Raw genomic sequence first — 18,680 nt, 5'->3', positions numbered from 1 at the left:
CGATACTTGCGAATCTAACCTTTCAGCTTCTTTACGACGTTGTCGCAGATGGCGTGGTCGATGTCGCAAATCCACAGTACCGACGCAGCCGGACTGACAACTTTCTCGCTGTTTATGGGCCTTTTGCATCGGTAAAAAAGAGTCCCTGGCAAAACGCTTGAATCTCCATCGGGCAACCCTGCCACTGTTCTTATGGGGCTTTAAGGCATCCGCATCCAGCGGCGCGCTTATAGTCCATATGTGTACGAATGCAACAAGCGTGCACAAACCGCATTTTCGCTGCGGTTATTTTTTTGCACGGCCGCCTGCTCCTGTAAAAACCTCATAAATGCTAGGCATCAAGCCGCTTTTTATCTGGGCTTGACGCGATTTCTGCTTTGGTGTTGCCAGTTCGCCAAAGGCCCACGACAACCAAAAACGTTACCGGTTCACCCCTCAAGTGAGTATTCGGCGGATGCTCGACCCCGTGAGCGTAGACGCACTGTGCGGATTTGGTGCATAAAAATTCACAGCTGTTCCGTATTCATACAGTTCGCTGGCCAGCCCATGCTGAACGAGTGCCGGGTTTCTGGTCATTTATGCCGATTCCGGGCTGCGATGAGTTCTGTGTTGGTGCGTGCTGCCGGTAAATGTCCCATGTCAGGGCGTTGGCTGTGCAAAGCGGCGCGGTCGTCGTGAAGCCCGGCGCAATCGCAGGTATGCTGCTGTCCTGTCGCTTGGTCCGCTGTCCATCGGGATGGCCGCTAAGCTGAATAATGAAGATCAGCCGGGAGTGCGCGCAGTGTTTGTTTTAGATTCACGACTTCAACAGGACACGCTGGTTATCGGTGATTTCCCGCTCAGTCGCCTGCTGCTGTCCAACGATGCCAACTACCCGTGGTTCATCCTGGTGCCACGCCGCGACGATATCAGCGAGTTGTTTCAGTTGGATGTCGCCGACCAGCAGCAGTTGTGGCAAGAGACCACTGCACTGGCAGAGTTGCTCAAGGATTTGTTCGATGCGGACAAAATGAACGTCGCGACCTTGGGCAACGTTGTCAGCCAGATGCACATGCATGTGATCGTGCGTAAACGCGATGACGCGGCCTGGCCCGCGCCGGTCTGGGGCAAAGTGTCGGCCAAGCCGTACAGTGACGAGCAGGTCGCCGCGATTCGCGAACGGTTGCGTGCGGTGCTGACCGAGCATTTCACCTTTGTGGAGGGCTGAGTCATGAACCTGGAAGATCGCGTGACCGATCTGGAAAGCCGTCTGGCGTTTCAGGACGACACCATTCAGGCATTGAACGACGTGCTGGTCGCCCAGCAGCGCGTGGTCGAGCGCCTGCAGTTGCAGATGGCAGCATTGCTCAAACGCCAGGAAGAGATGGTCGGCCAGTTTGGCTCTTTCGAGGAAGATGCACCGCCGCCGCACTACTGAGTCTTTTCTTCAGGGCATAAAAAAACCGCGAACAGCTCGGCTGTTCGCGGTTTTTTGCTTTGGGCTCAGCGACGCGGCAGGGCGGCGATGACGTCCTCGGCTTGCAGGCCTTTGTCCCGGTTCATCACCGAGAACTCGACGCGCTGGCCTTCAACCAGGACGCGATGGCCCTCGCCACGGATCGCACGAAAGTGCACGAAAATATCATCACCGGAATCCCGGGAGATAAAGCCGAAGCCTTTGGAGGTGTTGAACCACTTGACGGTACCGGTATCGCGATTGGTCATGTCATAGCTGGTTGGTGCGGCAGCCGGTGAAGAACGATAAAAGCTGACGGCCAGGTGCAGGATGACCGCAACCAGAGCGATGACCAGGCTGAACAGCACGGCTGGCTGGCCGGCGATGACAGGCATCGGCGCGATCAGGGTCAGGGTTTGCAGGACGACAGTCAGCACCAGCAGCGCGCTGACCAGATTTTGCAGATGCTGGCGCGGGCCTTTGTTCCAGTAAGGAATCACTGGAGCAATCACCAGGTTCAGCAGGCCGAAAAAGGCCAGGTAAAGTGCATCGGGTTGTTGCAGGTAAGGAACGGCTTCGGATTTCAGGCTAGGTATGAACGACAGCAGCAAGGCCGCTGCGCCCATTAGCAGGTGGACGATTTTCAACATTTTGATTGGCTCACGTTATGACGGCTCACAAGGAAGAGCTGAAGGTGCACGGTTCGCTTCGGAACAAAATAAGAGGCGGTGGACACGTGCGCGGCATCAGCCTATGCGCAACGCCCCGGAAAATGGGGCATGGCGACACACTGCCTATTTAACAGCAAAGCCTGCGGCTACTCAAATCAGCCCGGCCAGTGGCATGCCATCAGGCGATTTGTCGCACTGTGTTGAAGCCGTAGAGGCTGCGGGGTGGCGCCAGCCTTGCTAGAGTGGGTCTGCACCTGCTGGATGAACTCAATCGCCGTTAGGGGGTAAACATGGCAATCGATATCGGAATCAGTGAAGAAGATCGCAAGTCCATTGTCGAAGGGCTGTCGCGGCTGCTGTCGGACACCTACGTGCTGTATCTGAAAACCCACAACTTTCACTGGAACGTCACAGGGCCGATGTTTCGTACCCTGCACTTGATGTTCGAAGAGCAATACAACGAACTGGCACTGGCCGTGGACTCGATCGCCGAGCGTATTCGTGCGCTGGGTTTCCCGGCGCCGGGCGCTTACGCGACTTACGCGCGCCTTTCTTCTATTAAGGAAGAAACCGGAGTGCCGAGCGCCGAAGACATGATCAAGCAACTGGTCGAAGGCCAGGAAGCGGTGACTCGCACGGCGCGAGGGATTTTCCCGTTGCTGGACAAGGTCAGCGACGAGCCGACGGCGGACCTGCTGACTCAGCGTATGCAGGTGCACGAGAAAACCGCGTGGATGCTCCGCGCACTGCTGGAAGCGTAACCCGAGCGCGCGGGCGACCCTGAGCGTTGTCCGCGTGCTGACCTCTATCCTACCGTTGGTGTCGGCTTATCCTACGGTGATGGTCAACTAGTCATCTGGATATAACTTTGCGTCTGCGTTTTGATGAAGACACAGGAAGTGGCTTTAAAAAAACCAGCAGAGATGGCAAAGGAGTGTCACCGATATGCTAGATGGACACAGGCGAAGCGACAGGATCGTCGTTGCGCGACACGAGATAAAAGTCGACCCGTTCGTCGACGAATTCGACATGGCCTTGATCCAGCCGACGTCCCGGTCAGTACGACTGAACGGCTACGCGACCTGCCTGCGTCTGGAGCAGGTCTACTGGAATATCCTTGGCAGCATGGCGCAAGACAATGGCTGCTCCATCAGTTCGCTGCTATCCCACGTCGATCGTGAGGTGCATTTGCGTCACGGCGGAGTGAAAAACTTCAGTGCGCTGGTCCGGGTGGTGTGTGTCATGAGCGCAGGGAGGGACGCGGCAACCGGGGTTTCGCTCTGAAACGACGGTTGCAGGGGAGTCGGCGGCCTGTGCAGTGATACGGCTGCACAGGCCGCATTTAATCGATATAATCCCGCTCTTTCGCCGCAAAGCCCTGCGCGCGGTGGCAATCTGATCGCCGAGACACCCCCATGCCGATGTACGATTACCAATGTGCTTCCTGTGGTCATCAGTTGGAAGCCATTCAAAAGATCAGCGAGGCACCGCTGGTCGACTGCCCTGCCTGCCAGGCACCGGAGCTCAAGAAACAGCTGTCCATGCCCGGCTTTCGCCTCAGTGGCGGTGGCTGGTACGAGACTGATTTCAAGACCGGCGCCAAGAAGAACCTGGCCGGTGGCGACAAATCTGACTAGGGTTCAAACCCGGGTTGAACGACACGCGTGAGTTTCCGGACTGCCTCAGTGCGCCGGGAGCTCCACCGAATTTTTCGAATTACGAGAAGCGAACCACGACCATGATGCGCAGCCACTATTGCGGCCAACTGAACGAAAGCCTGGAAGGCCAGGAAATTACCCTTTGCGGATGGGTTCACCGTCGCCGCGACCACGGCGGGGTGATCTTCCTCGATATCCGTGATCGTGATGGTCTGGCTCAGGTGGTATTCGATCCGGATCGCGCCGAGAGCTTCGCCGCCGCCGACCGCGTGCGCAGCGAATACGTGGTCAAGATCACCGGTAAGGTGCGTCTGCGTCCGGCCGGCGCCACCAACGCCAACATGGCGTCGGGCATGATCGAAGTGCTGGGCTACGAACTGGAAGTGCTGAACGAGTCGGAAACCCCGCCGTTCCCGCTGAACGAGTTCTCCGACGTCGGCGAAGAAACCCGTCTGCGTTATCGCTTCCTCGACCTGCGTCGTCCGGAAATGGCCGAGAAGCTGCGTCTGCGTTCGCGCATGACCACCAGCATCCGTCGCTTCCTCGACGAGAATGGTTTCCTCGACGTTGAAACGCCGATCCTGACCCGTGCCACCCCTGAAGGTGCGCGTGACTATCTGGTGCCAAGCCGTACCCACGCCGGTTCGTTCTTTGCGTTGCCGCAATCGCCGCAGCTGTTCAAACAATTGCTGATGGTGGCCGGCTTCGACCGTTACTACCAGATCGCCAAGTGCTTCCGTGACGAAGACCTGCGTGCTGACCGTCAGCCAGAATTCACCCAGATCGACATCGAGACCAGCTTCCTCGATGAAAAAGAGATCATGGGCCTGACCGAAGAGATGATCCGCAACCTGTTCAAGGAAGTGCTGGGTCTGGAATTCGGTGACTTCCCGCACATGACCTTCGAAGAAGCCATGCGCCGTTACGGTTCCGACAAGCCAGACCTGCGTAACCCGCTGGAACTGGTCGACGTTGCCGATCAACTGAAAGAAGTCGATTTCAAAGTGTTCAGCGGCCCGGCCAACGATCCGAAGTGCCGTATCGCCGCACTGCGCGTTCCGGGCGGGGCGAGCATGCCGCGCAAGCAGATCGACGATTACACCAAGTTCGTCGGCATCTACGGTGCCAAGGGCCTGGCGTACATCAAGGTCAACGAGCGTGCTGCCGGTGTTGACGGTCTGCAATCGCCGATCGTGAAAAACATCCCGCTGGAAAACCTCAACGCCATCCTCGATCGCGTTGGCGCAGTCGATGGCGACATCGTGTTCTTCGGCGCTGACAAGGCCAAGATCGTCAGCGAAGCCTTGGGCGCGCTGCGCATCAAGCTCGGTCACGACCTGAAGCTGCTGACTTGCGAGTGGGCGCCAATGTGGGTTGTCGACTTCCCGATGTTCGAAGAAAACGACGACGGCAGCTTCTCCGCCTTGCACCACCCGTTCACCGCACCGAAGTGCACGCCGCAAGAGCTCGAAGCCAACCCGGCTGGCGCTCTGTCCCGCGCGTACGACATGGTCCTGAACGGCACCGAGTTGGGCGGCGGTTCGATCCGTATTCACCGCAAGGAAATGCAGCAGTCGGTGTTCCGTCTGCTGGGTATCGATGAAGCGGAACAGGAAGAGAAATTCGGCTTCCTGCTCGACGCCCTGAAGTACGGTGCACCGCCGCACGGTGGTCTGGCCTTCGGTCTGGACCGTCTGGTGATGCTGATGACCGGCGCCCAGTCGATCCGTGAAGTGATCGCCTTCCCGAAAACCCAGAGTGCTGCCGACGTGATGACGCAAGCACCGGGTGTTGTGGATGCGAAGGCATTGCGCGAGCTGCACATTCGTTTGCGCGAAACGCCAAAGGCTGAGTAAGACGGGCCTGAAGGCGCATCTTCGGATGCGCCTTTTTTCTTTCTAAAGAGAGCAGGTCGAGATTTTTTTGTGTGCTGGCCGCTGCACGAGCAGGGCGGGCAACGTTTCAAAAAGAATTCGGAGCGAGTTATGGCAGGTCATTCCAAGTGGGCGAACATCAAGCACCGCAAAGAACGTCAGGATGCCAAAAGGGGCAAGATCTTCACCAAGTGGATCCGTGAACTGACCGTTGCGGCCCGTCAGGGTGGCGGTGATCCGGGTTCCAACCCGCGTCTGCGTCTGGCCTTGGACAAGGCGCTGAGCGCGAACATGAGCCGCGACATCATCGACCGTGCCGTCGCACGCGGCGCCGGTGCGACCGAAGCGGACAACGTTGAAGAACTGACCTACGAAGGTTACGGCCCGGGCGGCGTGGCGGTGATGGTCGAGTGCATGACCGACAACCGCAACCGTACCGCCGCTGCCGTTCGCCATGCGTTCAGCAAGTGCGGCGGCAACCTCGGCACCGACGGTTCGGTGGCGTATCTGTTCGAACGCAAAGGCCAGATCAGCTTCGCGCCGGGCGTCGATGAAGACGCACTGACCGAAGCAGCGCTGGAAGCCGATGCCGATGACGTGGTCACTCACGAAGACGGTTCGATCGATGTGTTTACCTCGTTCACCAGTTTCTACGCCGTGCGTAACGCGCTGGAAGCCGCCGGCTTCAAAGGCGATGACGCGGAAATCGTCATGCAGCCGACCACCAGCGCCGAACTGGATCTGGACGGCGCGGAGAAAGTGCTCAAGCTGATCGACATGCTCGAGGATCTGGATGACGTGCAGAACGTCTACTCCAACGCGGACATTCCGGAAGACGTGGCCGCTCAGCTCGGTTAAGAGCGACTAGTCTTCAATGTGGGAGCGAGCCTGCTCGCGAAGGCGGATTTTCAGGCAACATTGTTGCCAATGATGAAACCGCTTTCGCGAGCAGGCTCGCTCCCACATTTGTTATGGGTTGAATTGAAAACCGTGCTTTTACCGAATCTGCAGGCGTTATGACTTTAATTCTTGGTATCGACCCCGGTTCGCGTATCACCGGTTACGGGATTGTTCGCGATACCGGGCGTGGCGGCTGCATTTATGTGGCTTCGGGCTGTATCCGCACCGGCGCCGGTGAGCTGCACGAGCGCCTGCAGATCGTCTATCGCGGCGTGCGCGAGATCATCCAGACCTACGGCCCGGTGACCATGGGCATCGAAAAGGTCTTCATGGCGAAGAACGCCGACTCTGCACTGAAGCTTGGCCAGGCCCGTGGCGCTGCGATTGTCGCTGGCGCTGAAGAGAGCCTGGAGATTGCCGAATACACCGCCACTCAGGTCAAACAGGCTGTGGTCGGTACCGGCGCCGCCAATAAAGAGCAGGTGCAGATGATGGTCATGCACATGCTTAAACTGACCGCCAAACCGCAAATTGATGCCTCGGACGCCTTGGCCATTGCCATTTGCCATGCGCACACCCGTTCCAGTCTGCTGCCGCACGGCTTGGGAACCGCACGCAGTCGTGGCGGGCGCCTGCGTCTCTGATAGCATCAGCATCAATTTTCCTGAAAGCGGATTTCGGCGCCTGGGTCGTCGGTCCGAAATCTGCCTTTCGACAGTCGCCAGCCCTTGGCTGGCCAACGCTCAAGGATCTGAAACGTGATTGGACGCTTGCGCGGCACCTTGGCTGAGAAACAGCCGCCGCACCTGATTCTGGATGTAAACGGCCTCGGGTATGAGCTGGAAGTGCCCATGACCACGCTTTATCGCCTGCCGTCGGTCGGTGAACCGCTGACCCTGCACACCCATTTGGTCGTACGCGAAGACGCGCAATTGCTCTATGGTTTTGCCGGCAAGCGTGAGCGAGACTTTTTTCGCGAGTTGATCCGTCTTAATGGTGTCGGGCCGAAATTGGCCCTGGCGTTGATGTCGAGTCTGGAAGTCGACGAGCTGATTCGCTGCGTGCAGTCGCAGGACACCTCGGCCCTGACCAAGGTGCCGGGCGTAGGCAAAAAGACCGCCGAGCGTTTGCTGGTCGAACTGAAAGATCGCTTTAAGGCGTGGGAAACTTCGCCGGCGATGTTTGCGCTGGTGCCGAATCAGCCGGACGGCCCGGCACCGGTCAATACCGCCGAGAACGATGCGGTCAGCGCGCTGATTTCCCTGGGTTACAAGCCGCAGGAAGCGAGCAAGGCGATTACCGCCATCAAGGACAAGAATTTGAGCAGTGAAGATCTGATCCGCCGCGCCCTGAAGGGAATGATTTAAGTGATTGAAGCTGATCGTCTGATCGCCGCCGCGCACAGTCCGCGCGAGCGCGAAGAAGTCCAGGATCGGGCCATTCGCCCGGTCAGTCTGGCCGACTACATTGGCCAGCCGACCGTGCGCGAGCAGATGGAACTGTTCATCCAGGCCGCGCGTGGCCGCAGTGAATCCCTAGACCATACGTTGATCTTCGGCCCGCCGGGCTTGGGTAAAACCACGCTGGCGAACATCATTGCTCAGGAAATGGGCGTGTCGATCAAGAGCACCTCGGGCCCGGTGCTTGAGCGTCCGGGTGATCTCGCGGCGCTGCTGACCAACCTTGAGCCGCACGACGTGCTGTTCATCGACGAAATTCATCGTCTGTCGCCGATCGTTGAAGAAGTGCTGTACCCGGCGATGGAAGATTTCCAGCTCGACATCATGATCGGCGAAGGGCCGGCCGCGCGTTCGATCAAACTCGATCTGCCGCCATTCACTCTGGTCGGTGCGACTACTCGCGCCGGCATGCTGACCAATCCGCTGCGTGACCGCTTCGGTATCGTCCAGCGTCTTGAGTTCTACAGCACGGCCGATCTGGCGACGATTGTCAGTCGTTCCGCGGCCATTCTTGGCCTGCCACTGGATCCGGAGGGTTCGTTCGAAATCGCTCGGCGTGCCCGTGGTACGCCGCGAATTGCCAACCGTTTGCTGCGCAGGGTGCGCGATTTCGCCGAAGTGCGCGCCAAGGGGCATATCACCAAATCGGTGGCAGATCTCGCGCTGAACCTGCTGGACGTCGACGAGCACGGTTTCGATCACCAGGACCGGCGTCTGCTGCTGACCATGATCGAGAAGTTCGATGGCGGGCCAGTGGGGATCGACAGCCTGGCGGCGGCGATCAGTGAAGAGCGCCATACCATTGAAGATGTGCTGGAGCCGTACCTGATTCAGCAGGGCTACATCATGCGAACGCCACGGGGCAGGGTGGTGACCCGGCATGCGTATCTGCATTTCGGTTTAAACATTCCGTCACGAATGGGCGAAATGCCCGTCGCAGACGAGTTTCTCGATGCCGTGGACGATTAATACACATTTGTTGTCGATTTATTCAGGGTTTGTACGGTCATAGGACGGTACTTTTGCGGTAAAGCTCTGAAACCATGAAAAACAGTTGCCTGGCCGGATTGGCAACCTGAGGAGTAAGCACTAGAGTATGCGCGCGCAAAACGGGCTTGAGCCGTTCGCACATCGTTGTCGCGTTTATTACGAGGACACCGATGCGGGCGGCATCGTGTATTACGTTAATTACCTCAAGTTTATGGAACGGGCTCGAACCGAGCGGCTCCGCGAACTGGGCTTTGCCCAATCGCAGCTGGCAGGGGAGGACCTGTTGTTTGTCGTGCATTCCAGCGAAGCGCGCTACCACGCGCCGGCGCGACTGGACGACGAACTGCTGGTAAGCGCTGAAGTAATCGAATTGAACCGGGCCAGCCTGCGCTTCAAACAACAGGTCAGGCGGGCAACGGATAATGTGCTGCTCTGTGAGGGGCAGTTTTTGGTGGCCTGTGTGCGCACTAACAGTTTGAAACCCCGGGCCCTTCCCGAAGACTTGCGTACGGCCTTCGCCGACGCGGTCGGCCCGGGTACACACTCAAAGCAGGAGATAAAGCGTGGAAGCTAACGTCGTCGACCATTCCTCCATGTGGAGCCTGGTCAGCAATGCCAGCATCGTGGTGCAGTTGGTAATGTTGACCCTGGTGGCCGCATCGGTGACCTCATGGATCATGATCTTTCAGCGCAGCAATCTGCTGCGCGCCGGTCGACGCGCCCTGGAGAGCTTCGAGGAGCGCTTCTGGTCGGGTATCGATCTGTCCAAGCTGTATCGTCAGGCGGGCAGCAACCCTGATCCGGATTCGGGCGTGGAGCAGATCTTCCGTGCCGGTTTCAAAGAATTCTCGCGTCTGCGTCAGCAGCCAGGTGTCGATCCTGAAGCGGTGATGGAGGGTGTGGCGCGGGCCATGCGCGTTGCCATCTCCCGTGAAGAAGAGAAACTGGAGCAGAGCCTGCCGTTTCTCGCCACCGTTGGTTCGGTCAGCCCGTACATCGGTCTGTTCGGTACCGTGTGGGGCATCATGAACTCCTTCCGTGGTCTGGCCAGCGCCCAGCAAGCGACCCTGGCCACTGTCGCCCCGGGTATCGCCGAAGCCCTGATCGCCACCGCGATCGGTCTGTTCGCCGCGATCCCTGCAGTTATCGCTTACAACCGTTTCGCCGCTCGCAGCGAAACCCTGCTGGGCCGCTACTACACCTTCGCCGATGAATTCCAGGCGATCCTGCACCGCAAAGTGCACACCAGCGAAGAATAAGCAGGTATTTTCCAATGGCTTTAATCGCTCGAGCTCGCAAAAAGCGCAAGCCGGTCGCCGAGATGAACGTGGTGCCTTACATCGACGTGATGTTGGTACTGCTGGTCATTTTCATGGTGACCGCGCCGATGCTCAATCAGGGCGTGAAAGTTGATCTGCCCAAGGTTTCCAGCGAAGCCTTGCCGCAGGACAACAACACCCAGGTCCTGACCATTTCGATCAAGGCTGACAAGACCTATTACTGGAACCTTGGCAGCGAAGTCGACACCGAGAAGCAACAGGACAGGGCCATGACCCTGCCACAAATGACTGATGCGGTGACCAAGATCATTCGCGCCGGCACCGAAGGCGGCAAGCGTACCCAGGTCTTCATCCGTGGCGACAAGACTGTCGACTACGGTTCAGTCATGGGTGCGATGGGCGGGTTGCAGAAAGCCGGGGTCGGTAACGTTGGTTTGATTACCGAGGCCCCCTGATGCAGCAACAGAGAGAGCCGTCCGCCTCGGAAAGCTTCTTCTGGCCTAGTGTCTGGGCGATCGTCTTGCACGTGCTGGTGTTCGGCATGCTGTTCGTCAGTTTCGCCTTCACACCGGAGCTGCCGCCGGCCAAGCCGATTGTCCAGGCAACCCTGTACCAACTGAAATCGAAAAGTCAGGCAACCACCCAGACCAATCAGAAGATTGCGGGTGAGGCGAAGAAATCCGCCGCGCGCCAGACCGAAGTCGAGCAGATGGAGCAGAAAAAGGTCGAGCAGGAAGCGGTGAAGGCTGCGGAACAAAAGAAAGAAGAAGCGGCTCAAAAGGCCGAGGAAGCCAAGAAGGCCGATGAGGCGAAAAAAGCGGACGAGGCGAAGAAGGCAGATGATGCCAAGAAAGCCGACGACGCGAAGAAAGCCGAAGCCAAGAAGGCCGAAGAGAAACAATTGGCTGATATAGCCAAGAAGAAAGCCGAAGAAGAGGCTAAAGAAGAGGCCAAGAAAGAGGCCGCTGAAGAAGCCAAGAAGAAGATTGTCGAAGACGCGAAGAAGAAAGCCGCCGAAGACGCCAAGAAGAAAGCTGAAGCTGAAGAGGCGAAGAAGAAAATCGCCGATGAAGCGAAGAAGAAAGCTGCTGCCGATGCTGCGAAGAAGAAAGCGCAGGATGCGGCACGTAAATCGACCGAAGACAAAAAGGCTCAGGCCTTGGCCGATCTGCTTTCCGACACGCCGCAGCGCCAGCAGGCCTTGGCAGATGAGCAGGGTGACGAAGTCGCGGGCAGTTTCGATGACCTGATTCGTGCGCGAGCTGCAGAAGGTTGGGCTCGTCCACCTTCGGCACGCAAAGGCATGACGGTCGTGTTGCAAATCGGCATGTTGCCGGACGGTACGGTGACTTCGGTCAGCGTGTCCAAGTCCAGCGGCGATGGTCCGTTCGATGCGTCGGCAGTCGCGGCAGTGAAGAATATTGGACGTTTGACAGAAATGCAGGGAATGAAGCCGAGCGATTTCGCTCCGTATCGTTCATTCAAGATGACATTCACACCTGAGGATCTAGCCTTGTGAGAAACCTTCTTCGAGGAATGCTGGTCGTGATCTGCTGCATGGCAGGGATCGCGATGGCTGATGAAAAGAACATTCTGGTCACCAGCGGTAGCGATCGGGCTACTCCGATCGCCGTTGTACCGTTCGGCATGCAGGGCGGTGCCGTGCTGCCGGACGACATGGCCGAAATCATTGGTAACGATTTGCGTAACTCGGGCTACTACTCGCCGATTCCAAAGCAAAACATGATCAGCCAGCCAAGCCAGCCGAGCGAAATCATCTTCCGTGACTGGAAGACGGTGGGTGCTCAGTACATGATGGTCGGCAGCATTGCCCCAGCGGGCGGTCGCCTGCAGGTGCAATGGGCGCTGTTCAACGTCGCCACCGAACAAAAAGTGGCTGACGGCAACGTTTCCGGTACTACCGAGCAACTGCGCGACATGGCGCACTTCATCGCCGACCAGTCGTTCCAGAAACTGACCGGCATCGAAGGTGCGTTTTCGACTCGTCTGTTGTACGTGACGGCTGAACGCTTCTCCGAGAAGAACACCCGTTACACCCTGCAGCGTTCGGACTACGACGGTGCCCGCGCGGTCACCTTGCTGCAATCGCGTGAGCCAATCCTGTCGCCGCGTTTCGCGCCGGACGGCAAGCGTATTGCCTATGTGTCGTTCGAGCAGAAGCGTCCGCGCATCTTCATGCAGAATATCGATACCGGTCGCCGTGAGCAGATCACCAACTTCGAAGGCCTGAACGGCGCGCCTGCCTGGTCGCCGAATGGTGACCGTCTGGCATTCGTTCTGTCGAAGGACGGTAACCCGGACATTTACGTGATGAACCTGGCTTCGCGTCAGATCACCCGCGTAACTGCTGGCCCTGGCATCAACACCGAACCGTACTGGGGCAAGGATGGTTCGACCATCTACTTCACCTCGGACCGTGGCGGCAAGCCGCAGATCTACAAAACCAGCGCCAGTGGCGGTGGTGCCGAGCGTGTGACGTTCGTTGGCAACTACAACGCCAACCCGAAACTTTCGGCTGATGAAAAGACTTTGGTGATGATCCATCGTCAGGATGGCTTCACCAATTTCAAGGTGGCAGCCCAGGATTTGCAGCGAGGGAGTGTAAAGATCCTCACTGATAGCACTCTGGACGAGTCGCCTACTGTTGCGCCCAACGGCACCATGGTAATCTACGCCACCCGCCAACAGGGCCGGGGAGTCTTGATGCTCGTGTCCATTAATGGACGCGTTAGGCTCCCGCTTCCTACCGCTCAAGGCGAAGTCAGAGAACCGTCCTGGTCCCCTTACCTGAAGTGAGCGGGCGCTACACGTTTTACTTAACACACTGGGGTTCATTAGGAGTTTCACGATGGAAATGCTGAAGTTTGGTAAATTTGCTGCGCTGGCTCTGGCCATGGCTGTAGCTGTAGGTTGCTCGTCCAAAGGCGGCGACAACGCCGGTGAAGGCGCTGTTGATCCAAACGCTGGTTACGGCGCAAACACTGGTGCCGTTGACGGTTCCCTGAGCGAAGAAGCTGCTCTGCGCGCAATCACCACCTTCTACTTCGAATACGACAGCTCGGACCTGAAGCCAGAAGCCATGCGCGCTCTGGACGTTCACGCCAAAGACCTGAAAGCAAACGGCGCTCGCGTTGTTCTGGAAGGCAACACCGACGAACGTGGTACTCGTGAGTACAACATGGCACTGGGCGAGCGTCGTGCGAAAGCCGTTCAGCGCTACCTGGTACTGCAAGGTGTTTCCCCAGCTCAGCTGGAACTGGTTTCCTACGGCGAAGAGCGTCCAGTTGCTACCGGCAACGACGAGCAGTCCTGGGCTCAAAACCGTCGCGTCGAACTGCGTAAGTAATTCGATATGCGAACGTGCCGTCGTGCTGTAACTGTTCTGGCTCTCAGCCTCGCGCCGCTTGCGGCGTGGGCTGCGGTTCCTGTGGTCGATGACAACTCCGGTTATAACAATAGCGGGAGCAGTTATCCGCCTGCAGGTTACGGTACGAACGGCGCCTATGCCGGGGGAGCGGCTTCGGCCCCTGCCTCGGCACAAGGCATGCTGTTCAACCAACTGCAACAAATGCAGGATCAGATATCGCGCCAGCAAGGTGTGATTGAAGAACTGCAGAATCAGGTTGCGCGCATGAAACAAGAATCCCTGGAGCGATACCAGGATCTTGATCGGCGCATAGGATCCGGTGCTGCACCTGCCGCGACTCCTGAGAATTCTTCTGCCGGTGGCGATGCAAGTGCTGCTGCCGGTGCTGCCGCTGGCGCCGGGGCCGCTACTGCTGCCCAGGCACCTGCTGCAAGCAGCGAACCGGGTGATCCGGCCAAGGAAAAGCTGTATTACGATGCCGCTTTCGACCTGATCAAAGCCAAGGATTTCGACAAGGCCAGCCAGGCTTTCGCCGCGTTCCTGCGCAAATACCCGAACAGCCAATACGCGGGCAACGCCCAGTACTGGTTGGGCGAAGTCAACCTGGCCAAGGGCGATCTGCAAGGTGCAGGTCAGGCTTTTGCCAAGGTTTCGCAGCTGTATCCCAAGCACGCCAAAGTGCCGGACTCGCTGTACAAGCTGGCTGACGTAGAGCGCCGCCTCGGTCATACCGACAAGGTAAAAGGCATTCTGCAACAGGTGGTGGCCCAATATCCGGGTACCTCCGCTGCTCAGTTGGCTCAACGCGATCTGCAACGCATGTAAGCCTGCTTTACCCGTTTAGAAGAAACCCGCGCTTGTCGCGGGTTTTTTCGTTAGAATTCACGCCCTTTTTCTGAAACACGCTTCTGGTGGTCTACGCGTTGGCGGGATTACCTGAAGTGCCTGACGGAGGCGGACAGCCTGTTTAGCTGTTACGCCCGTGGCGACTATGCAAGACACATTGAGAATCACCGAAGTTTTCTACTCGTTGCAGGGGGAAACGCGGACTGCCGGGCTGCCCACTGTTTTTGTGCGCCTGACCGGTTGCCCATTGCGTTGCCAATACTGCGACAGCGCGTACGCCTTCAGTGGCGGTACCGTGCGCACCCTCGACGATATCCTTGAGCAAGTGGCCGGATTTCGTCCGCGTTACGTCTGCGTGACTGGCGGCGAGCCGCTGGCACAGCCGAATGCCATTCCTTTGCTTAAACAGTTGTGTGATGCCGGTTATGAGGTCTCGCTGGAAACCAGCGGCGCCCTCGACGTCTCGGCTGTGGATCCGCGCGTCAGCCGCGTCGTCGACCTGAAAACGCCGGGTTCGAAAGAAGCCCATCGCAACCGTTACGAAAATATCGAACTGCTGACCCCGAATGATCAGGTGAAGTTTGTCATCTGCTCGCGGGAAGACTATGACTGGGCGGTGTCGAAGCTGATCCAGTACGGGCTTGATCGACGTGCGGGTGAAGTGCTGTTCTCCCCAAGTCATCATGACCTCAATCCCAGGGATCTGGCGGATTGGGTGGTGGCAGACAACCTACCAGTGCGGTTGCAACTGCAGCTGCATAAATATCTATGGAATGATGAGCCGGGGCGCTGATATGACTGAACAACTGAACACTAACGAAAAACGTGCGGTAATCCTGCTGTCTGGCGGCCTCGATTCGGCCACCGTCGTAGCGATGGCCCGCGCTGAAGGTTACGCCTGCTACACCATGAGCTTCGACTACGGGCAGCGCTCCCACGCTGAATTGCACGCTGCTGCACGCGTCGCTCGCGATTTGGGTGTGGTCGAGCACAAGGTGATTGGCCTCAATCTGAACGGCATGGGTGGCTCGGCCCTGACTGACACCAGCATCGACATTCCGGAAGAGCTCGGCGAAGGCATTCCGGTGACTTACGTACCGGCGCGTAACACGGTTTTCCTGTCATTGGCCTTGGGTTGGGCGGAAGTGCTCGGCGCACGCGACATCTTTATTGGTGTGAACGCGGTGGACTATTCCGGTTACCCGGATTGCCGTCCCGAGTTCATCGAATCCTTTGAGCGTATGGCCAATCTGGCGACCAAGGCGGGTGTGGAAGGCAACGGCTTCCGTATTCAGGCGCCACTGCAGAACCTGAGCAAGGCGCAGATTGTTCAGGCGGGCGTGAAGCTGGGCGTTGATTATGGTCTGACCGTTTCCTGCTATCAGGCCGACGATGATGGCCGTGCGTGCGCCAAATGCGACAGTTGCCGCCTGCGCGCAGAAGGCTTTGCAGCCGCTGGTGTGGACGACCCAACACCTTATTTTTGATTTTTTTCAAAAAGGTGTTGAATAGTCCTTAAAAATCAGTATTATACGCGCCACCACACAGCGGGTCGTTAGCTCAGTTGGTAGAGCAGTTGGCTTTTAACCAATTGGTCGTAGGTTCGAATCCCACACGACCCACCATATTTGGCGGTTTAGAAAATCCGGAAGGCCCACGAAAGTGAGGATTTCCGGGTTTTTTTTTGCCTGCGATTCGGCGGCGGGTATTTCAGTACCGGCGGCGCTGACGCAAGTCAGAATCATCTTTTGTATCAACGGGATATTCTGTAGCCTTGCGCAGCTTCAATGCTGTCCGTGCCTGATAATACTCACTCTCCCGGCGGTACCCTCAAGCGGTCCGGAGCCGGGTGTATACTCGACTTTCGCGCGAACGCGCCTGCAGGTCTTGCGAACATGACGCAGATTTCCGAACGCCTTCTGGTTCAAGCCCACCTCGATGCCAAACAGCCGAAACCGCTGACGGCTGAGGAAGAGGCTTATTACCGTGCCGCCATCGCCGCCGAGCTCAAAGCTCAGGACGCGGTGCTGGTGGCCCACTTTTATTGCGACCCGGTGATTCAGGCGTTGGCCGAAGAAACCGGCGGTTGCGTCTCCGACTCCCTCGAAATGGCGCGCTTCGGCAACGCCCACCCGGCCAAGACTGTGGTGGTCGCCGGTGTGAAGTTCATGGGCGAGACCGCGAAGATTCTTAACCCGGAAAAACGCGTGCTGATGCCGACCCTCGACGCGACCTGCTCGCTGGATCTGGGTTGCCCGGTCGACGAGTTCTCGGCGTTCTGTGATCAACACCCGGAGCGCACGGTGGTGGTGTACGCCAACACATCTGCGGCCGTTAAGGCTCGGGCCGACTGGGTGGTGACATCAAGCTGCGCACTGGAGATCGTCGAAAGTCTGATGGACAACGGCGAAACGATCATCTGGGGCCCGGACAAGCATCTGGGGACGTACATCCAGCGCAAGACCGGCGCAGACATGCTGTTGTGGGACGGGGCCTGCATCGTCCACGAGGAGTTCAAGTCCAAGCAGCTTGAGGACATGAAGGCGCTGTACCCGGATGCCGCGATTCTGGTGCACCCGGAGTCGCCGACGTCGGTGATAGAGCTGGCGGACGCCGTCGGTTCCACCAGCCAGTTGATTGCTGCTGCGCAGAGCCTGCCGAACAAGACCCTGATCGTTGCGACCGACCGCGGCATCTTCTACAAGATGCAGCAGCTGTGCCCGGACAAGGTCTTCATCGAAGCACCAACCGCCGGTAACGGCGCTGCCTGCCGCAGTTGCGCACATTGCCCGTGGATGGCCATGAACACCCTTGAGCGCACGCTCAAGAGCTTGAAGGAAGGGACGAACGAGATCTTCGTTGATCCGGCGTTGATTCCGCAGGCGATCCGGCCATTGAAGCGCATGCTGGATTTCACCCAGGCTGCACGGATGAAGTTGGCTGGTAACGCTTAAGGTCTCAGCAACAGCTTAAATCCTGTGGGAGCGAGCCTGCTGGCGAAAGCGGTGTATCAGTCACCATTGAAATTGACTGACACAACGCCTTCGCGAGCAAGCTCGCTCCCACAGTGGTATTCGGCGTCTGGAAATCATTTGGTCTTCTTCGGGACTCGTACGACGCGAGTATCGGAGTAGATGTCATGCCACGTGCGCTTCTGCTTGTCGTACAGCGACCAGAAGAATCCGAGCCCCACGCACAGCCACGATGCGATCGACACCATAAAGCGCAGCAGGGCCTGCCACAGGCTGATCGCCGTGCCATTGGCGTTCTGCACACGAATGCCCCACACCTGCATGCCCAGTGTCTGCCCGCCGTGGGTCCAGAACTTGGCGAAGAAGGCAAACAGCACCAGCAGCAGCACCGTCGAATACAGCGGATCGCCGTCCATTTTCCCGGCATCCGTCATCACCCGCAGACGCTCTTCGCCAATGATCGCTGCCTGGATCATCTTGTAAACGAAACCGGTGACGATCAGCAGCGCGGTGCACAGCAAGAAGTCATAGAACATCGCGGCCAAGCGGCGACCCAGAGCAACGGGAGGGAAATCCCCTTGGGGCGTGAGCAGGTTTTTCGACATGGCAGCCTCTGGACGCAAATGGAAGCGCCATTTTACGGATTCGCGCGCACAAAAAAGCCCCTGATATCAATATCAGGGGCTTTTTCGTAACAGCAGATTAGCCTTCTGCTTGAACTTCGTCAGCCTGCATGCCTTTCTGGCCTTGCACCGCAACGAAAGTCACTTTCTGGCCTTCCTTCAGGCTTTTGAAGCCGTTGCCCTGGATGGCGCGGAAATGCACGAACAGATCCGGACCGCTTTCAGGAGTGATAAAACCAAAACCTTTCTCGTCGTTAAACCACTTGACGGTACCGCTCTGACGTTCAGCCATTTCTTATTTCCTTTGACGCAAAAAATTAATGACAGTCTCCTTCACATGAAAGAGTACTGGGGCTGGTTGCAGGAGAGTAAGAAGACGTCGAACGGGATGTAGCTAACTTGTAGGCTACTGCCCAGGTCACGATTCCAAGCTGACCCATGCAAACACAGTGAGGAAACTCTACGCCAACTACGGGAGAAAAAACAAGCCCCCCGAAGGCCCCGGTTTTACTGTGTTTGATGGCAGTTAGTCAGTGCACTAGTGCGGGCTTAGACGATTAGCTTGTTCAATTGTTTTCGAACG

23 protein-coding genes and 1 tRNA gene are annotated in these 18,680 nt (G+C 57.8%); 21 read left to right on the top strand and 3 right to left on the bottom strand.

Annotated elements, in window-relative coordinates; all coding sequences use genetic code 11:
* Window positions 1-781: 781 nt before the first annotated feature.
* Window positions 782-1,207: an HIT domain-containing protein gene (locus tag ACQ4OE_RS20130; RefSeq protein ID WP_430947660.1), complete on the top strand. Its 426-nt coding sequence runs from the start codon at window positions 782-784 to the stop codon at window positions 1,205-1,207.
* Window positions 1,208-1,210: 3 nt separating this feature from the next.
* A complete protein-coding gene (locus ACQ4OE_RS20125; RefSeq protein ID WP_122589599.1) occupies window positions 1,211-1,417 on the top strand; it encodes a SlyX family protein in 207 nt (68 codons plus the stop codon).
* A 65-nt stretch (window positions 1,418-1,482) separates the two neighbouring features.
* Here the strand turns inward: ACQ4OE_RS20125 and ACQ4OE_RS20120 are convergent, their stop codons facing one another.
* The gene (locus ACQ4OE_RS20120; protein WP_122589597.1) at window positions 1,483-2,085 is read right to left on the bottom strand and encodes a cold-shock protein; all 603 of its coding nucleotides are present in this window, start codon (window positions 2,083-2,085) and stop codon (window positions 1,483-1,485) included.
* 311 nt (window positions 2,086-2,396) lie between these two features.
* On the opposite strand from ACQ4OE_RS20120, the gene ACQ4OE_RS20115 reads away from it, so the two are divergent.
* From ACQ4OE_RS20115 to nadA, 19 genes are all read left to right on the top strand, one after another.
* Window positions 2,397-2,867: a Dps family protein gene (locus ACQ4OE_RS20115; RefSeq protein WP_008080217.1), complete on the top strand. Its 471-nt coding sequence runs from the start codon at window positions 2,397-2,399 to the stop codon at window positions 2,865-2,867.
* Between the two features lie 184 nt (window positions 2,868-3,051).
* Window positions 3,052-3,390, top strand: a complete 339-nt coding sequence (locus ACQ4OE_RS20110; RefSeq protein ID WP_122589596.1) for a ribbon-helix-helix domain-containing protein — start codon at window positions 3,052-3,054, stop codon at window positions 3,388-3,390.
* Between the two features lie 131 nt (window positions 3,391-3,521).
* Entirely contained in the window at window positions 3,522-3,743 is a 222-nt protein-coding gene (locus tag ACQ4OE_RS20105) for an FmdB family zinc ribbon protein (RefSeq protein WP_007912741.1), read from the top strand.
* 101 nt (window positions 3,744-3,844) lie between these two features.
* Complete coding sequence (aspS, locus tag ACQ4OE_RS20100; protein ID WP_160041557.1) at window positions 3,845-5,620, top strand: aspartate--tRNA ligase; 1,776 nt, start codon at window positions 3,845-3,847, stop codon at window positions 5,618-5,620.
* A 129-nt stretch (window positions 5,621-5,749) separates the two neighbouring features.
* Entirely contained in the window at window positions 5,750-6,496 is a 747-nt protein-coding gene (locus ACQ4OE_RS20095) for a YebC/PmpR family DNA-binding transcriptional regulator (RefSeq protein ID WP_122589593.1), read from the top strand.
* Between the two features lie 158 nt (window positions 6,497-6,654).
* Window positions 6,655-7,182 (top strand): crossover junction endodeoxyribonuclease RuvC, encoded by a 528-nt coding sequence (gene ruvC, locus ACQ4OE_RS20090; RefSeq protein ID WP_008080220.1) that lies wholly within the window; start codon window positions 6,655-6,657, stop codon window positions 7,180-7,182.
* Window positions 7,183-7,296: 114 nt separating this feature from the next.
* Entirely contained in the window at window positions 7,297-7,905 is a 609-nt protein-coding gene (gene ruvA, locus ACQ4OE_RS20085) for a Holliday junction branch migration protein RuvA (protein ID WP_003227522.1), read from the top strand.
* The gene (gene ruvB / locus ACQ4OE_RS20080) at window positions 7,906-8,967 is read left to right on the top strand and encodes a Holliday junction branch migration DNA helicase RuvB (RefSeq protein ID WP_007962024.1); all 1,062 of its coding nucleotides are present in this window, start codon (window positions 7,906-7,908) and stop codon (window positions 8,965-8,967) included.
* Window positions 8,968-9,094: 127 nt separating this feature from the next.
* The gene (gene ybgC / locus ACQ4OE_RS20075; RefSeq protein WP_122589591.1) at window positions 9,095-9,562 is read left to right on the top strand and encodes a tol-pal system-associated acyl-CoA thioesterase; all 468 of its coding nucleotides are present in this window, start codon (window positions 9,095-9,097) and stop codon (window positions 9,560-9,562) included.
* Window positions 9,552-10,247 (top strand): protein TolQ, encoded by a 696-nt coding sequence (gene tolQ, locus ACQ4OE_RS20070; RefSeq protein WP_008080223.1) that lies wholly within the window; start codon window positions 9,552-9,554, stop codon window positions 10,245-10,247. The genes ybgC and tolQ overlap by 11 nt, the downstream gene beginning before the upstream one ends.
* A gap of 23 nt (window positions 10,248-10,270) precedes the next feature.
* Window positions 10,271-10,723: a protein TolR gene (tolR, locus tag ACQ4OE_RS20065; RefSeq protein ID WP_161806672.1), complete on the top strand. Its 453-nt coding sequence runs from the start codon at window positions 10,271-10,273 to the stop codon at window positions 10,721-10,723.
* Complete coding sequence (gene tolA / locus ACQ4OE_RS20060; protein ID WP_122589589.1) at window positions 10,723-11,787, top strand: cell envelope integrity protein TolA; 1,065 nt, start codon at window positions 10,723-10,725, stop codon at window positions 11,785-11,787. Before tolR ends, tolA begins: the two co-directional genes overlap by 1 nt.
* 17 nt (window positions 11,788-11,804) lie before the next feature.
* Window positions 11,805-13,085, top strand: coding sequence for a Tol-Pal system beta propeller repeat protein TolB (gene tolB / locus ACQ4OE_RS20055; protein ID WP_430947670.1), 1,281 nt, complete (start codon window positions 11,805-11,807; stop codon window positions 13,083-13,085).
* 52 nt (window positions 13,086-13,137) lie between these two features.
* Complete coding sequence (gene pal, locus ACQ4OE_RS20050) at window positions 13,138-13,635, top strand: peptidoglycan-associated lipoprotein Pal (protein ID WP_003178634.1); 498 nt, start codon at window positions 13,138-13,140, stop codon at window positions 13,633-13,635.
* A 6-nt stretch (window positions 13,636-13,641) separates the two neighbouring features.
* Window positions 13,642-14,481, top strand: a complete 840-nt coding sequence (gene ybgF / locus ACQ4OE_RS20045; protein WP_122589586.1) for a tol-pal system protein YbgF — start codon at window positions 13,642-13,644, stop codon at window positions 14,479-14,481.
* Between the two features lie 166 nt (window positions 14,482-14,647).
* Entirely contained in the window at window positions 14,648-15,295 is a 648-nt protein-coding gene (queE, locus tag ACQ4OE_RS20040; RefSeq protein ID WP_430947659.1) for a 7-carboxy-7-deazaguanine synthase QueE, read from the top strand.
* Between the two features lies 1 nt (window position 15,296).
* Complete coding sequence (queC, locus tag ACQ4OE_RS20035) at window positions 15,297-15,989, top strand: 7-cyano-7-deazaguanine synthase QueC (protein WP_064391768.1); 693 nt, start codon at window positions 15,297-15,299, stop codon at window positions 15,987-15,989.
* Between the two features lie 62 nt (window positions 15,990-16,051).
* Window positions 16,052-16,127, top strand: a tRNA-Lys gene (locus ACQ4OE_RS20030).
* Between the two features lie 270 nt (window positions 16,128-16,397).
* Entirely contained in the window at window positions 16,398-17,456 is a 1,059-nt protein-coding gene (gene nadA, locus ACQ4OE_RS20025; protein ID WP_064391766.1) for a quinolinate synthase NadA, read from the top strand.
* Between the two features lie 134 nt (window positions 17,457-17,590).
* Here the strand turns inward: nadA and ACQ4OE_RS20020 are convergent, their stop codons facing one another.
* Complete coding sequence (locus ACQ4OE_RS20020; RefSeq protein WP_430947658.1) at window positions 17,591-18,079, bottom strand: RDD family protein; 489 nt, start codon at window positions 18,077-18,079, stop codon at window positions 17,591-17,593.
* A 97-nt stretch (window positions 18,080-18,176) separates the two neighbouring features.
* Window positions 18,177-18,389 (bottom strand): cold-shock protein, encoded by a 213-nt coding sequence (locus ACQ4OE_RS20015; protein WP_003365337.1) that lies wholly within the window; start codon window positions 18,387-18,389, stop codon window positions 18,177-18,179.
* Between the last annotated feature and the right edge of the window lie 291 nt (window positions 18,390-18,680).

The sequence above is a fragment of the Pseudomonas sp. WC2 genome (genome assembly GCF_050586545.1).
GTDB lineage: Bacteria > Pseudomonadota > Gammaproteobacteria > Pseudomonadales > Pseudomonadaceae > Aquipseudomonas.
Note: the sequence above shows the minus strand (reverse complement) of the source record. Positions and strands in the feature narration are given on the sequence as shown.

Bases quoted from the DNA above. Each gene is read 5' to 3' on its own strand.
- ACQ4OE_RS20125 (WP_122589599.1), top strand. From the start codon at position 1,211: ATGAACCTGGAAGATCGCGTGACCGATCTGGAAAGCCGTCTGGCGTTT.
- ACQ4OE_RS20120 (WP_122589597.1), bottom strand. From the start codon at position 2,085: ATGTTGAAAATCGTCCACCTGCTAATGGGCGCAGCGGCCTTGCTGCTG.
- ACQ4OE_RS20115 (WP_008080217.1), top strand. From the start codon at position 2,397: ATGGCAATCGATATCGGAATCAGTGAAGAAGATCGCAAGTCCATTGTC.
- ACQ4OE_RS20110 (WP_122589596.1), top strand. From the start codon at position 3,052: ATGCTAGATGGACACAGGCGAAGCGACAGGATCGTCGTTGCGCGACAC.
- ACQ4OE_RS20105 (WP_007912741.1), top strand. From the start codon at position 3,522: ATGCCGATGTACGATTACCAATGTGCTTCCTGTGGTCATCAGTTGGAA.
- aspS (WP_160041557.1), top strand. From the start codon at position 3,845: ATGATGCGCAGCCACTATTGCGGCCAACTGAACGAAAGCCTGGAAGGC.
- ACQ4OE_RS20095 (WP_122589593.1), top strand. From the start codon at position 5,750: ATGGCAGGTCATTCCAAGTGGGCGAACATCAAGCACCGCAAAGAACGT.
- ruvC (WP_008080220.1), top strand. From the start codon at position 6,655: ATGACTTTAATTCTTGGTATCGACCCCGGTTCGCGTATCACCGGTTAC.
- ybgC (WP_122589591.1), top strand. From the start codon at position 9,095: ATGCGCGCGCAAAACGGGCTTGAGCCGTTCGCACATCGTTGTCGCGTT.
- tolA (WP_122589589.1), top strand. From the start codon at position 10,723: ATGCAGCAACAGAGAGAGCCGTCCGCCTCGGAAAGCTTCTTCTGGCCT.
- tolB (WP_430947670.1), top strand. From the start codon at position 11,805: ATGCTGGTCGTGATCTGCTGCATGGCAGGGATCGCGATGGCTGATGAA.
- pal (WP_003178634.1), top strand. From the start codon at position 13,138: ATGGAAATGCTGAAGTTTGGTAAATTTGCTGCGCTGGCTCTGGCCATG.
- ybgF (WP_122589586.1), top strand. From the start codon at position 13,642: ATGCGAACGTGCCGTCGTGCTGTAACTGTTCTGGCTCTCAGCCTCGCG.
- queE (WP_430947659.1), top strand. From the start codon at position 14,648: ATGCAAGACACATTGAGAATCACCGAAGTTTTCTACTCGTTGCAGGGG.
- queC (WP_064391768.1), top strand. From the start codon at position 15,297: ATGACTGAACAACTGAACACTAACGAAAAACGTGCGGTAATCCTGCTG.
- nadA (WP_064391766.1), top strand. From the start codon at position 16,398: ATGACGCAGATTTCCGAACGCCTTCTGGTTCAAGCCCACCTCGATGCC.
- ACQ4OE_RS20020 (WP_430947658.1), bottom strand. From the start codon at position 18,079: ATGTCGAAAAACCTGCTCACGCCCCAAGGGGATTTCCCTCCCGTTGCT.
- ACQ4OE_RS20015 (WP_003365337.1), bottom strand. From the start codon at position 18,389: ATGGCTGAACGTCAGAGCGGTACCGTCAAGTGGTTTAACGACGAGAAA.